Origin of the sequence: Bartonella sp. AP11XZML (assembly GCF_042196445.1) — a bacterium.
Lineage (GTDB): Bacteria > Pseudomonadota > Alphaproteobacteria > Rhizobiales > Rhizobiaceae > Bartonella.
Genome location: NZ_JBHIQF010000042.1, coordinates 280,000 through 294,212, shown reverse-complemented (window position 1 = coordinate 294,212; position 14,213 = coordinate 280,000). Strand labels below are relative to the sequence as shown.

Below are 14,213 nucleotides of genomic sequence, written 5' to 3'. Positions count from 1 at the left end.
CCTATCAATAAAAGACAAGAAAAATAATTGCTCCTTACATGACAAGGTATCTTTACTCCTGTAACATAAATTGCTGCAATTAATAATCGTCACTTTTTTCTGGAACAACCAAACCTTCAATACCCGCTAAAAGCTCTTCTTCTGACATATGATCAAATGAAGTACCTTCTTCTTGCGACGACGTATTAAAAACACTTTCAACTTCACCTGAATGGGTAATAAATTCACTTGCCATTTCTGGCTCATCTACTTCCACATGCTTTTGCAACGAATGAATAAGGTCTTCCTTTAAATCAGCAGGCGACAATGTTTCTTCTGCTATTTCACGCAAAGCAACAACTGGATTTTTATCATTATCACGATCAACCGTAATCTGCGCTCCTTGTGAAATCTGACGCGCCCGATGACCTGCTAAAAGTACCAATTCAAAGCGGTTGTCAACTTTATCAATACAATCTTCTACCGTTACGCGGGCCATTTATGCCTCTTTCTCAAATAAAAAAATTAATAGCGGATAAAGGAGTATATACAATAATCAAAATAAAACACAAGAAAAACAACACAAACTTTTATATTTTTTGATTAAAGAACTTATTTAAAAAAATTCTTGGAAAATTTATAAAAATGTATGACCTATTCATGCTCGTTATCAAAATTTCTTTTAAAAGCATTCCAATAGATTGACTTCAAACAAAGGGAGGTCTTTCTTGACAAAATACTTGTCTGGAGTCCTTATCCTTTTAAAAGGAATACCTGCTGTTTAAACCCTTTGCAATAACAGCAGCCTTATACATACTTTTTATGATAATATCTTTATCTAAAGAGAAAACTTTTTTTCTTTGAACATCATGTGTATTGCACTCTTATTCATCGAATAAATTACTGAAAGATGACCTCTCTTTACACAATAATGAGCAATAAGTTTATATTAAACTTATTTCTAAAAAAGTTTATTTATATTCATTATAGATTGTTTATCAAAACATAACCCGTCATATACGCTATATAAAGACTCAAAAAAATAGAAAAACGATTGATGCCTAACACCATGAATAGCCAATTAACATCACTTTGCCCAGAACCACCCCAAAATTGCAATTTATGTCCTAGGCTTCATCAATTTATCGCTGGCTGGCGTGTAAAAGAACCAAGTTGGTATAACGCACCGGTGCGCCCATTCTTTCCTCATAAAGGGCCAGACACAACACGCCTTCTTATTGTTGGGCTTGCTCCTGGATTACGCGGAGCAAATCGAACTGGACGTCCATTTACTGGTGATTATGCTGGGCACTTACTGTATTCAACTTTAAAAAAGTTTGGTTTTGCCCAAGGAACCTTTGAAGAAAGAGCAGACGATACTCTTGAACTTATTGATGCAGCAATCGTTAACTCTGTTCGTTGTGTTCCACCAGAAAATAAACCCACCGGTGCAGAAATTAACACGTGCCGCTATTTCTTCTCACCTCTTTTAACAAATCTTCCCAAACTTAAAGCCGTTATTACCTTAGGCACCATTGCGCACCATTCAACAATACGTGCCCTTAATGCAAAAGTTTTAGCTCACCCTTTTGGACACGGCAAAATCAATAACATCGGCAGATTACGCATCTTTTCGAGCTATCACTGTTCTCGTTATAATACAAATACTGGACGTTTGACAGACGCCATGTTTCATCAAATCTTTCAAGCAGCAAAAACATACTTAGATCAATGCTAAAACTGTTTTAAAAAGTGCTATAAATAAAGAATATCTAGATCGCATCCATTAGCCATATCTTTTTAAAAGTCTTGCTTTTTCACGTCCCCAATCGCGTTTTTTTTCCGTTTCGCGCTTATCATGAAGCTTTTTCCCCCGCGCTAGAGCGATCTCCAACTTAACGCGCCCTCGTTCATTAAAATAAAGTTTGAGAGGAACAAGTGTCATTCCTTCACGAGACGTTGCATTAAAAAAACGTGCCATCTCACGTTTTGAAAGTAATAATTTGCGCAAACGTCGTGGTTCATGATTAAAACGATTAGCCTGCGTATATTCAGGAATATAGCTGTTTACTAACCATAATTCCCCATTCTCAAAACTCGCATAGCTTTCAGCAATATTGGCATGATTAGAACGTAAGGACTTCACTTCCGCTCCCTGAAGGACAAGACCAGCCTCGAGATTATTAAGGATTTCAAAATTAAAACGTGCTTTACGATTGTCAGCAATTATTTTCCGTACGGGCGCGTTCTTTTTTTTATTCATGGCTTTGTCAATATCATTTTATGCTTTTAAAAGACCAGCATGACTGAGGGCTGCATCAATAATCTTCTTTGTTCTTTCTGTTAATGGAACAATAGGAGAACGCACAGTATCACCACAAAATCCTAATTTTGCAGCAGCATATTTAATACCTGCTGGACTAGGTTCAATAAACAGAGCACGATTAAGAGGCATCAAGCGATCATTTAATTCTCGTGCTGTTTTATAATCACCACGAAAACAAGCGGCTTGAAGCTCTGCACAAAGCTTTGGAGCAACATTAGAAGAAACTGAAATACACCCCATACCTCCATGTGCATTAAAACCTAACGCCGTACAATCATCACCGGAAAGCTGCACAAAATCTTTTCCACACTTTTCACCTTGTTCACTAACGCGCTCAATTCTGCTCGTTGCATCCTTAACACCAATGATATTGTTAAAATCTTGATAAAGGTCTTTCATCGTTTCTACAGCCATATCGATAATAGAACGACCAGGAATATTATAAATTATAATCGGAATAGAAACAGCTTTGGCAATGGAAGAAAAATGCTTGTATAAACCAGATTGATTTGGTCTATTATAATAGGGAGTGACAACCAAAACTGCATCTGCACCAGCTTTTTGCGCGTATTGTGCAAGCTCTACAGCCTCGCTTGTGCTATTTGATCCCGCTCCAGCAACAACAGGAACACGCTTTGCAACCTGCTCAACACACAATTCTATAATCCGCTTATGTTCTTCATGACTTAACGTTGCTGATTCACCTGTTGTCCCAACAGGGCTTACACCGTTAATCCCTTGTGTGATCTGCCATTCAACAAAATCACAAAACGCCTTCTCATCAATCGCGCCCTTGTTATCAAACGGTGTGATAAGCGCAGTTATAGCTCCCTTGAGCATGATAAACTCCCTATAATGTTTGCTTTTATTTTTTTATAATCGCCTTTTATAAATTTTAAATAGAGCATAATCTTGCTCTATCATTGAAGCAAGATGAATTTCAAAAAAAGCCCTCATAAGATGAAAATGCCCCTCCTTAAATGTTGAACATTTCTTTAAAATAAGCCGTCTATATTAACGCGTTTTTCATGCTTGTGTTCTATAAATCCTTAAGTTTTTACAAAAAGCAAGGTCTCAAGGTCTTTTCTCTATGCGTGTATTTTCCACCTCTCTTTTCGTATCAACCTTTACTGCACTTATACTGGCAATAAGAATTTTATTTTCAAGTGGATACGCGCAAACACCCCTTTTGCAAGGGAAAGTACCAATCCCTTTGGTTCGCCCTACTCCCTTTACCGCAAAAGAAGCTCAAGACTCTCTTCAACAGATACACACTACATCACACAATACCGCTACACTTCAGCAACTGAAAACTGGGCTAGATGCACTAGCAAACAACAATATTGCAAAAACAATAAATCTTCGTAATTCAATGGAAAAACATAGCCTTGATCGTCATATTTTGACATGGGCGCTGGGGGTGTCAAACCAAGCTAATATACCCAGTTCTGAAATATTTAATGCAATCAACATGCTAAAAGGATGGCCAGGTATAGAAACGATGCAACGCAATGCTGAACGTGCTTTTCTTAACGAAACCAACGTCACACGCGCAATCATCCAAAAATTTTCTCATCACCCGCCCCAAACAGTACAAGGGATGGCTCTCTTCGCTAAAGCACTTATCGCAACGGGACAAACCACTCGTGCTCAACACGTTATTGCGCCATGGTGGCATAAAACACAGCTTAATGCAAAAGAAGAAGTATTTGTTCTTAAAAATGCAAACGCTGCATTAAAACCTATTGATCATTTGAAACGCATGCAGTTTATGCTGTATGCACATCGTTTTGATTCAGCAGCACGCGTTGCAAAATTAGCCCATGCTCAATCTCTTTTTAATGCTTTTGTGGCCGTTGAAAAAAATGATCCTAGAGCTACACAAAAATTAAAAGCTGTAGAGAGATCATGGCAAAAAGATCCTCTTTTTCAGTTTGCTCGAATACGCCATCTTCGACGAACAGAGCAATATGATGATGCAGCAGCACTCATGATGAAAACATCAAAAGATGCATTCCGCCTTATGAACCCTCATTCATTGTGGAAAGAACAACGTGCCCTTTCTCGTGAAATGCTCGATTTAAACAAACCAAAAATTGCTTATCAACTTGTTGCAATGCACACTGGTATAACATCTGCATTGGCCGTCGATGCTGAGTTTCATGCAGGATGGTATGCACTACGGTTTCTTCATAATCCTAAATTGGCAATGCAGCATTTTTCACGTATTCCTCAACTCTCTTCTTTACCTTTTTATGCATCACGTGGATATTACTGGATGGGACGAACAGCAGAAGCGCTAAAAGAACATCAAAATGCCCAGCAATACTTTCATCGCGCAGCTCATTTTGGTGCAACTTACTATGGTCAATTAGCCGCTGCACGACTCAACCAAAAAAAGCTTAAAGTTTTCTTTCCCAAACCAACAACCGCTGAGCGACAACATTTTAGTGCACGAAAAGCGATCAAAGCAATTCAACGTCTTGAAGCAGCCGGCTATGCTGATTTTGCTAAAATTTTTTATAGAGAGCTCGGAAAAAAAATAGAAAGCCCCGGTGAATTAGCTCTTCTGGCTGTTATGGCAGAAAAAAATGGAGACTATTATACCAGCCTCAAAATTGGAAAAATGGCTGTTTTTCAGGGGAAAAATGTCGGTGCACTCTCTCATCCTCTGGGAGCTATACCAGCTTCTGCTCATATTTCTGTAGAAGAAAAATCGCTTATCTATGCCATTGCACGCCAAGAAAGCGAATTTAATCCAACAGCCATATCAAAAGCAGGTGCACAAGGTATACTCCAATTGCTTCCTACAACAGCAAAAGCACTGGCAAAAAAATACTCAATCGCATGGTCTCCTAAAAAATTTAGCAGTGATGCTCATTATAATGCAACATTAGGTGCTCATTTTCTCAATGAACAATTAGAACGTTTTAATGGATCCTATATACTAACTCTTATTGGCTATAATGCGGGTCCCCGTCGAGTCAATGAATGGATAAAACGTTATGGCGATCCTCGAGGTCAATCTCTCGATAACGTCATTGATTGGATTGAACGTATTCCTTATACAGAAACACGTAATTACGTGATGCGTGTCATGGAAAATTATGGTGTCTACAAAGCAAGACTCACTGGGAAAATAGATATAAAAACCGACTTGCTTTCTGGTCGACGGAAATAATATGCCTTAACTTCCCAAATAGCATTTGAAAGCGTTGATAAGAAGTGTTTTTATTCCTTTTTAAATAGTACCATACCCACTTTCTTAGGACGTATAAGAAAGTAATTTTAATTGATTCAGTATTAATAAATTCGAAATGATGAATTATCATTATAAATCAATAGGTAGTACAAATAATTCATTTCTTCTCAACATAGACGACAATATCATAGAGATTACAAATATAAGAGAAGAGTGAAACAAATAGCTCATCCTTTTACTGTTGCTTATTAGTCAATATTCAAATCTTGTGAAACAGCATCTTTTAAGACTATTTTTCCTGCTTATAACATTTCTATACCAAATAAGAGCACGTTATTATATATATCGTTTGGATTATCTCTGATAACAGAAAGACAGACTCATTGAGTTAGAAAGCCTTAAAGACAAACAATTCTCTTCTGCCCCTTCCCTTTTCATTCGGTTCTACGACTTTGAAATATGTCAATATCTTTTAATGATGAAGATGAAGCTTTGCTTTTTTTCTCATTTTTACATATAAGCTCACATCCTTCACACAAAACAGAGCATCCCTAAATAGTATGTTTTTCTTATTTATATTATTGTTTTATTTTAATGTTTCTAAGCCCATTTCACAACGGTGTATCTAAAAGTACTTACGAAAATCCTCTCACGAATGGTATAAAAATCGATTAGACACGATTAACCTTTAATTAATAAAACCTATAGCTCTATCATCCCTTAACTCCCAATGTTGCAAAAGCCCTTTCATTTAGAGCACTCATAAGAAGTATATTCACTGCTTTTTAGAAGTTTTTTATCCATGCTCCTCCTCAACTTGTATCATAAGTAAGCGGATGGTTTTGATTGATTCAACATCAAAAAAATTCGAATAAATTATATTTGAACTTTCATTAAAATTATAAACAATCATTATAAATCAATATATTATAAGAAAGCGCCCCGCATAAAAAATCAGCTAAATATTAGGGATACTCTAATTGTTTTATTCACTTTTGATGGTGGTGGTGGTGGAAAAGAACCAACGCGTCGAAGGGCTGCCATCGCTAATCGATCAAGTTCCGGGTCACCAGCAGAGACTACTACACGACTAGAAAAAATACTCCCCTGCTCATGCACCATAAATTCTAACTTCACCGTTCCTTTTGTACGATTGGTGCGCTGTCCCACAATATAATTTTTTTGCCTTTCTAATTGTGACTGTACCTTTGCTAACCACTCCATTAACAACATATCTTCAAGCCCTGCTGTACCGCCGCCCTTGTTGATGGAAGAAGAACGTACCGCCTTTGCATTGGAGCGCTTTACTACAGCCTTTGGCATCGGTATTGTTTTTTTGATAAACGCTTTATGCTCCACTTTTTGAGGTAGGGGTTCTTCCAAAGGCTTTAAGTCATCTTGTTCTACTATATGCTGAGGTTCTTCCGATTGAACTTCATCCACGGATTCCAATCCTTCTGACTCCTGCTCTAGGAGATCAGACTGTAATACTTCTTGCTCTGTATTAATATCCGACTCTCTATGAATATCTGGCAAGTCTGTATCAACATCCGGATATACAGTTTCTTGCATAAAAGTCAGCATAATCTCCGACGAGAGCAAACCATTACTTATACCAGTACTTTGAAAATAAAACTGTGCTGCCAATAATACATGCAAAAAGAAAGCCCCAATAAATGCACCAATCCAAAGAGTTAATAATTGTTTCGTATTTGCAAAATTCATCGTTTCTTCTGCCACTATTTTAAGCTTAATATTGGTGTTCAATCTCATTAAAACAGGCTATTTTGAAATTGCAACTTTTTTCTTGACTGATTTTGTCATGTTTAATATGGTCTTCTAATGATTTTGTGCCGTTGTCAAAATCATTCCTGCTTGGCTGGCAAGTTTTAATCAGTGAGTCCAGCCTTTTTGTATTAAAAAAATTTCAAAACAGAGAGGGGATGTTTAAAAGGGTTATGATGTGTTATGCAAATAAGACGAAAAAATATCTATAAAAGCTGTGTAATTTTAAGTGCATTATCGGTCTGTATACCTTCATTTGTTTTTGCACAAAATAAAGATGGAAGTGCTGTCACTGAACTTAAACCAATCCTTATTAAAGGAAAAAAAATAGAAGATGCTTCAAATTCAATAACCATTCTGACTGATCGTAAGAACAACAAGAATATTGATGAAAGACAAATAACTGATGTTTATGATGTGAGTCGTCTTAATCCTTCCGTATCCTATAACTCAGAAAATAACAGTTTCGTTATTCGGGGTTTAGATGCAAACCGTGTTCTTACGACAATGGATGGTATTTCTCTTCCATGGTTTAATGATATATTCCGTGGTGGAGGTGGAAACACAACTTTTGATTTCAATGCTCTTTCTACGTTTGATACTATTCAAGGGTCAGATTCTAGTCTTTATGGTTCTGGCGCCTTAGGGGGAATCATTGCGTTGCGTACCCTTGATCCTGAAGACCTGATCGTGGAAGAAAAGAATTGGGGAAGCCTTATAAAAGGTGGTTATAATTCTGTTGATAACAGCTGGCGCATCGATCAAGCTTTTGCTGTGCGTAATTACCGGACATTTTTACTTTTTCAAGGATCTTATGTAGAAGGTCATGAGCGCAAAAATATGGGAACAGTAGAAGGGTATGAGGAACGCACGCGCAAAAACCCTTCTCACTTTGATAAAAATAACTTGCTTTTTAAAATTCATCAATATTTGAGTGATAATCACCGCCTTGGTTTTACCGCAGAGCGTTTTGGTCATAATAGTAACACACATGAATTAAATTCGTCTAAAAGATACGCTCCAGGTTCCGTTTATGAGCAGGATAATAAACTTCGTGAGCGCTTTTCTCTTTCTTATAATTATAATGGTAATGGTGATGCAGTTCTTGATGCGTTTAATGGGCAGCTTTATTGGCAAAGGCAATCAAGTCGTTACGTTATGACAGGCGTTCGTGTTTCAGCTCCCAAAGGGGATTATTTGAGAGATAATTTCTTGCGTAATATCAATTATGGTTTCAATGCTAATGCCCTTAAAAAAGTGGATTTTGGCACTATAAACCATACGTTAAAGTTTGTAATGAATGTTTCGTCATCTAAATTTCATCACTATTTGTTAGGTAAAGACAATTGTCATATAAAAGAATACGCTCGGGGATGTCTTTTTGTTCCTGCTAATCGATCAGATTCACCAGACACAAATGGTTACAATTTAGGTTTTGTTTTTGAAGATGAAATTGGGTTGGTTGATGATCGTTTTCGTGTAACACCGGGAATCCGGTATGATTGGTACAAATATGTTCCTCAGAAAACACCTTCTTATGAGAAAGCACTGATTTCTGATAAATTCCCTCCAGAAAGAAGTGGTTCACGCTTTTCTCCTAAATTACGCGTGGAGTGGGATGTTCGTAATCAAGTAACGCTCTATGCTCAGTGGGCACAGGCTTTTCGTGCACCACGTATTTCAGAACTTTACGTCTCTTATATCAAACCTTCTGCTTATTACGTGAAAGGGAATCCTGATCTTCAACCAGAAACAAGCAATGGGTATGATGTTGGTCTACGGTATGGAAATGTAAATTTCGGTGGTTCCTTCAATGCCTTTTTCAATCAATATAAGAATTTCATAGATACTGAGGATAGAGGGCCATCAGAGGAATTTAGATTTGCGCGTCGGCATTACATGAATCGTTTTCACGTGCAAATTTTTGGTGTTGAGACAAAAGCCCATTTAGTTCTTAAAAATGGTTTTCATAGCAATGTTGCTCTTGCTTATTCACAAGGAAAAGATCTTGATAAAAAGGAGTATCTTAACTCAATTCCTCCTTTGAAAGCAGTTATCGGATTAGGATATGCAAAAGAGGTTTGGGGAAGCGATATTATCCTTACTTTGGCAGCTAAACGTGACAAAGTAGCCGGAGAATCTGATTACCAAAAAATTCCAGGATATCATGTCGTTGATATGACAGGGTGGTGGAAGCCATTCGGTGAAACGGGACCTATTCTAAGAGCCGGTGTTTATAATCTTTTCAATACAAAATATTGGAATGTATCTGAACTTCCTTCAGGTAAAAGTTCAACACCAAAAGATTATTATAGCCAGCCTGGTCGTAACTTTAAAGTGTCGTTTGTACAAAAATTTTAGTCACTTCTGTTAATTATTCGGTCAATAAAATTGTATTGATAAAAGGATTAATTATTGTGTTTCTATTTTCAACATCTTTAAAATTACAAAGATTTGGTAGAAAAGTTTTAATTCTTTCTGTTTTATCGTTTTTTGATTGCTCAGCTGTTGGCGATAGAGTGTTATTTTGTGATAGATTGAACTCTTAAAAGAATTTAATTTATTGCCTTGGAATTGTAAAATTTGAAAGTTAGTTTTTGAGTTAAGTAACATAAGGTAAATTCATGGCACATACAGCTGAAATGATTCTTCGTTTGCGTGAAGAAAAAAAAGAAATGCGAAACCGCGATTTTGCGGTTTCGATTGGTATATCTGAAGCGGAGCTTATTGCGGCTTATTGTACCATTGGAAAAGCAAAAAGGCTACAAACTGATGTTGCTACTCTCTTGGAAAATGCACCTCGACTTGGAACCGTCATGGTCTTAACTCGCAATGAATATGCTGTTCACGAAATAACGGGACGCTTTGAAAAAATTGTTCAAAACGAACATATTCCTATCACACTTGGTGAAATTGATTTGCGTATTTTTACAAAACAATGGAAGTTCGGTTTTGAATATGATGTCGTTATTCTTGGAAAACCTACAAAAAGTCTGCAATTCTTTGATCAACATGGCGTTGCTATTTTAAAGGTCTATTCTAAAGATATGACAAATATGGAAGAGTGGAATAAACTTGTTGAAAAGCTCCTTCTTGAAGATCAGTCTCCTGTTCTTAACATTCTTCCTGTTTCTCTCCCAGCCCAATGTGACATAACAGAATTGGATATTGAGAGTTTTCGGGATCGTTGGCGGAAAATGACAGATGTACACCAACTTCACAAAATTATTTCCGAATTTAAAATTAATCGACATCATGCTGTAAAATATGTTGGTAATGAATTTGCCGATGAATTACAGGTAAATGCTGTTGAAATAATGCTTAACCAAGTCGCACAACAAGAACTGCCAATCATGTGTTTTGTTGGGAATAAAGGGTGTATTCAAATTTTTAGTGGGACTGTAAAAAATATTAAGCAAATGGGACCTTGGCTTAATGTTCTTGATCCAAGATTTGACCTTCATTTACTCACGTCCGGGATTGCTAGTGTATGGCATGTTCGCAAACCTACCCGTGATGGTTATGTCAGTTCACTTGAAGTTTTCGATAAAGATGATGAGATGGTTATTCAATTCTTTGGCGTACGCAAGGAGGGTCAAAAAGAACGTGAAGATTGGCGTTCTTTGTTGAATAGTTTGCCATCATGCCAAGAAAACAGCAGTAACTAAGATAAGATAAGGTTAGACATGTTCATATCTCTTTTACATAGGTTATCAAACCTTTTTCTTACGTGTTTACTGCTCTCTCTTACTTGTTTTTCTAAACAAGTAATTGCTGAACCTGCAACGCGTTTTCCTGAAAATGCTCGAATTGTTTCTATCGGCGGCGCACTTACAGAAATTGTCTATGCATTGGGAGCCCAAGATCAACTTGTCGCTCGTGATAGTACAAGCGTCTATCCACAAGAAGCGCTCAAGCTTCCTGTGCTTGGATATATGCGTGCTCTTTCACCTGAGGGTGTTTTATCACTTGCTCCAGAGGGTATATTGCTTGTTGAAGGAAGTGGTCCCGCTTCAACAATTGATATTCTCAAAAAAACATCAATACCTCTGGTGATCATACCAGAAAACTACTCCCGTGAAAATGTGATAGAAAAGATTCGCCTCGTTGGTCAAGCCATTCATCGCGAAGTGCAAGCCGCGGCGTTAATTGAGAAATTGAAGCGTAATTTTTTAGACAACGATGCGCTTTTGGCGAAAGTAACAACACCAAAGCGTGTTCTTTTTGTTTTCTCTGTGCAAAATGGACGCGTCATGGCATCTGGAACAGGTACTGCAGCTGATAGTATGATCAAACTTTCAGGCGCTATCAATGCTATCACCGATTATAAAGGATATAAACTTCTCAACGGCGAAGCATTATTGAAATCAGATCCTGATGTTATTTTGCTTGTAAAACATGGTGCAAGATCAACCAGCATTGATAAGATTTTAGCCATACCGGCAGTTCAAGCAACAACTGCAGCGAAAAATCATGCCATAAAACAGATGGATGCTATGTATTTTTTGGGATTTGGTCCACGTACTGCAGACGCATCAAGAGAGCTTATTGAGATACTTTATGGTGCACATCAAAACGGTAAGAGCTGATAAAAATGGTAGACGGTACATCCATGATGCATTTACCTAAAGAAAAAGAAGGTAAAAAAATAAACCGTTCAAAGCAGGGAAAAATTTTATTATTAAGCTTAATAATATTCCTTATTTTCAGTATTTTTGGTGGGCTCTTGAATGGTGCAGCAAAGGTTTCTTTCGTTGATCTCCTCCATGTGATACTTACACAAGATTTTTCGGTAAGTAGTAAAACGCGTGATTACCTCGTGCTCATCGACATAAGGCTTCCCCGTGTTATCTTGGGATTATTAATTGGAGCAGCTTTAGCTGTCTCCGGTGTTCTTATGCAAGGGCTTTTTCGTAATCCTCTTGCAGATCCCGGAATTGTAGGTGTATCAGCAGGTGCTGGACTTGGAGCAGTCTTAGCAATTGTTGTCGGCATTGCTTTTCCTGTTTCATTTGCACCTTTTCTAGAGCCTTATAAAGTTATCATAGGTGCTTTTTTTGGTGGACTTTTATCAACGATTATTCTCTACATAATAGCAACGCATAATAGCTTTACCTCTATTGCAACCATGCTGCTTGCTGGTATTGCTCTTGGTGCATTAAGCAGTGCAGTTGTCGGAACATTGATTTTTGTCGCAAATGACCAACAACTGCGTGATATCACTTTTTGGAGTCTTGGCTCTCTTGCGGGCGCTACATGGTTGAAAGTATGGCTCGTTCTCCCTTTTATCGTTATTGGTCTTCTTTTCTCTCCCTTTTTATCACGAGCGCTTAATGCCCTTGCTCTTGGAGAAGCTGTTGCTGGCCATATTGGTTTCCATATTCAACGCGTCAAAAATATTGCTATTCCCCTTGTTGCTCTTATGTGCGGTAGTGCTGTTGCTGTCAGTGGTGGTATTGGTTTTATTGGTATTATTGTTCCTCATATTTTACGTCAACTCATAGGTCCTGATCATCGCTATCTCATTCCTTGCTCTGCTCTCTTGGGAGCAGCATTACTTATTTTTGCTGATATGTTTGCACGCTTAATTGTTGCCCCCGCAGAATTGCCGATTGGGATTGTAACAGCACTTTTTGGTGCACCTTTCTTTCTATGGATCCTTATATGCAAACGAGGAACAGACTTTTCATGATTGAAGCGACAAATATTTGTGTTCAGCGCGGAAAGAAGCAGATTCTTAAACACATTAATCTTCAAGCTAAAAGTGGTGCTTTTACCATTATTATTGGTCCTAATGGATCAGGAAAAAGTACTTTTATCAAAGCTCTGAGTGGTGAAATTCCTTACAGTGGAAAAATAACCTTAAATGGTTATAATGTATGCCAAACAAAAACTCATGTAATGGCAAAAATGCGCGCTGTACTACCACAATCAACAACGCTCGTATTTCCATTCTTAGTCCATGAAGTTGTAGGGCTTGGCCTTTCTGTAAACCAATTTAGCATTGCCAAAGCCGAATTGCAAAATCTTATCCAGAAAGCTTTAGAGTGCGTTGACCTTTCTGATTATGGCAACCTGTATTATCACCAATTATCAGGCGGAGAACAAGCTAGAGTACAACTTGCCCGTGTACTTTGCCAAGTCTGGAAACCTGTTCATAATGGGATTCCTCGCTGGATGATATTAGATGAGCCTATTGCTAGCCTCGATATTCAACATCAAATCATCGTTATGGATATTGCTAAACAATTTGCTCATTCTGGTGGCGGCGTTCTTGCTGTTCTTCATGACCTCAATCTCGCGGCACATTATGCAGATAACATGATCTTGCTCAAGGAAGGTGAGATTTATTGCGAAGGAAATGCAACTAATGTTTTGACAACACAAAATCTCCGCAATGTTTATCATTGTTCTTTAAACGTTTCTGAATTACCTAAAGAAGATATCCCTTTTATACTCCCTCAAACGACATCCTCCTATGAAATTAGATCTCTAAGCTATCGGCTTCAATCTAAAAACTAAAGTCCATAGCAAAATAAAACACGCAAATATTCAAGAATCTTTTTTATTTTTATATGAACTCCTTTTTGTCATCTATCATTAAAAAAGAAGACCAATTACCCTAAAGATATTTTTGGAAAAAAATACCAGTTTAAAATCTTTCAAGATTTTACGTAACTAAAAACATGTGAAGTTTTGTTTTGTTATCAAATTTTTAGATAATACGAATTTATACAACATAAATATGCGTTTTCCCACTCTTTCTATCACTTTTATCTTTATAAAAATGATTCAAGAAATACATACAAATGCCTTTGTTATAATAACGGGTGTATTATTTATATCTTCTAAGGACCATATAGAAATCAAGTACCTTTCTCCCCTCCATAAAAGATTTATTTGTAGCTTTAATGGTAATGT

At 37.3% G+C, this 14,213-nt stretch carries 11 protein-coding genes; 7 read left to right on the top strand and 4 right to left on the bottom strand.

Going from position 1 to position 14,213, the window contains the following annotated elements; all coding sequences use genetic code 11:
- Window positions 1–79: 79 nt before the first annotated feature.
- A complete protein-coding gene (gene rpoZ / locus ACFIMG_RS04625) occupies window positions 80–478 on the bottom strand; it encodes a DNA-directed RNA polymerase subunit omega (RefSeq protein WP_375679026.1) in 399 nt (132 codons plus the stop codon).
- Window positions 479–1,048: 570 nt separating this feature from the next.
- Between rpoZ and ACFIMG_RS04620 the strand changes: the two genes are divergently transcribed.
- Window positions 1,049–1,717: a uracil-DNA glycosylase gene (locus ACFIMG_RS04620; protein WP_375679045.1), complete on the top strand. Its 669-nt coding sequence runs from the start codon at window positions 1,049–1,051 to the stop codon at window positions 1,715–1,717.
- 48 nt (window positions 1,718–1,765) lie between these two features.
- On the opposite strand, the gene smpB is transcribed toward ACFIMG_RS04620, so the two are convergent.
- Together smpB and dapA are read right to left on the bottom strand one after the other, a co-directional pair.
- Window positions 1,766–2,242 (bottom strand): SsrA-binding protein SmpB, encoded by a 477-nt coding sequence (gene smpB, locus ACFIMG_RS04615; RefSeq protein ID WP_012231306.1) that lies wholly within the window; start codon window positions 2,240–2,242, stop codon window positions 1,766–1,768.
- A gap of 18 nt (window positions 2,243–2,260) precedes the next feature.
- Window positions 2,261–3,145 carry a 4-hydroxy-tetrahydrodipicolinate synthase gene (gene dapA, locus ACFIMG_RS04610; protein WP_375611210.1) on the bottom strand — a complete coding sequence of 295 codons (885 nt, stop codon included), beginning with the start codon at window positions 3,143–3,145 and terminating at the stop codon, window positions 2,261–2,263.
- Window positions 3,146–3,395: 250 nt separating this feature from the next.
- On the opposite strand from dapA, the gene ACFIMG_RS04605 reads away from it, so the two are divergent.
- On the top strand, window positions 3,396–5,486 hold the full coding sequence (locus tag ACFIMG_RS04605; protein WP_375679025.1) for a lytic transglycosylase domain-containing protein: 2,091 nt from the start codon (window positions 3,396–3,398) through the stop codon (window positions 5,484–5,486).
- Window positions 5,487–6,461: 975 nt separating this feature from the next.
- Here the strand turns inward: ACFIMG_RS04605 and ACFIMG_RS04600 are convergent.
- Complete coding sequence (locus ACFIMG_RS04600) at window positions 6,462–7,232, bottom strand: energy transducer TonB (RefSeq protein ID WP_375679044.1); 771 nt, start codon at window positions 7,230–7,232, stop codon at window positions 6,462–6,464.
- A 243-nt stretch (window positions 7,233–7,475) separates the two neighbouring features.
- Here ACFIMG_RS04600 and ACFIMG_RS04595 point away from each other — a divergent pair, with 243 nt between their 5' ends.
- The 5 genes from ACFIMG_RS04595 (at window position 7,476) to ACFIMG_RS04575 (ending at window position 13,814) form a co-directional block, all read left to right on the top strand.
- A complete protein-coding gene (locus ACFIMG_RS04595; protein ID WP_375679024.1) occupies window positions 7,476–9,653 on the top strand; it encodes a TonB-dependent hemoglobin/transferrin/lactoferrin family receptor in 2,178 nt (725 codons plus the stop codon).
- 263 nt (window positions 9,654–9,916) lie between these two features.
- Window positions 9,917–10,960 (top strand): hemin-degrading factor, encoded by a 1,044-nt coding sequence (locus ACFIMG_RS04590; protein ID WP_375679023.1) that lies wholly within the window; start codon window positions 9,917–9,919, stop codon window positions 10,958–10,960.
- An 18-nt stretch (window positions 10,961–10,978) separates the two neighbouring features.
- Complete coding sequence (locus ACFIMG_RS04585) at window positions 10,979–11,881, top strand: hemin ABC transporter substrate-binding protein (protein ID WP_375679022.1); 903 nt, start codon at window positions 10,979–10,981, stop codon at window positions 11,879–11,881.
- A 5-nt stretch (window positions 11,882–11,886) separates the two neighbouring features.
- A complete protein-coding gene (locus ACFIMG_RS04580) occupies window positions 11,887–12,984 on the top strand; it encodes a FecCD family ABC transporter permease (RefSeq protein ID WP_375679021.1) in 1,098 nt (365 codons plus the stop codon).
- Window positions 12,981–13,814 carry a heme ABC transporter ATP-binding protein gene (locus ACFIMG_RS04575; RefSeq protein WP_375679020.1) on the top strand — a complete coding sequence of 278 codons (834 nt, stop codon included), beginning with the start codon at window positions 12,981–12,983 and terminating at the stop codon, window positions 13,812–13,814. The genes ACFIMG_RS04580 and ACFIMG_RS04575 overlap by 4 nt, the downstream gene beginning before the upstream one ends.
- Window positions 13,815–14,213: the final 399 nt, after the last annotated feature.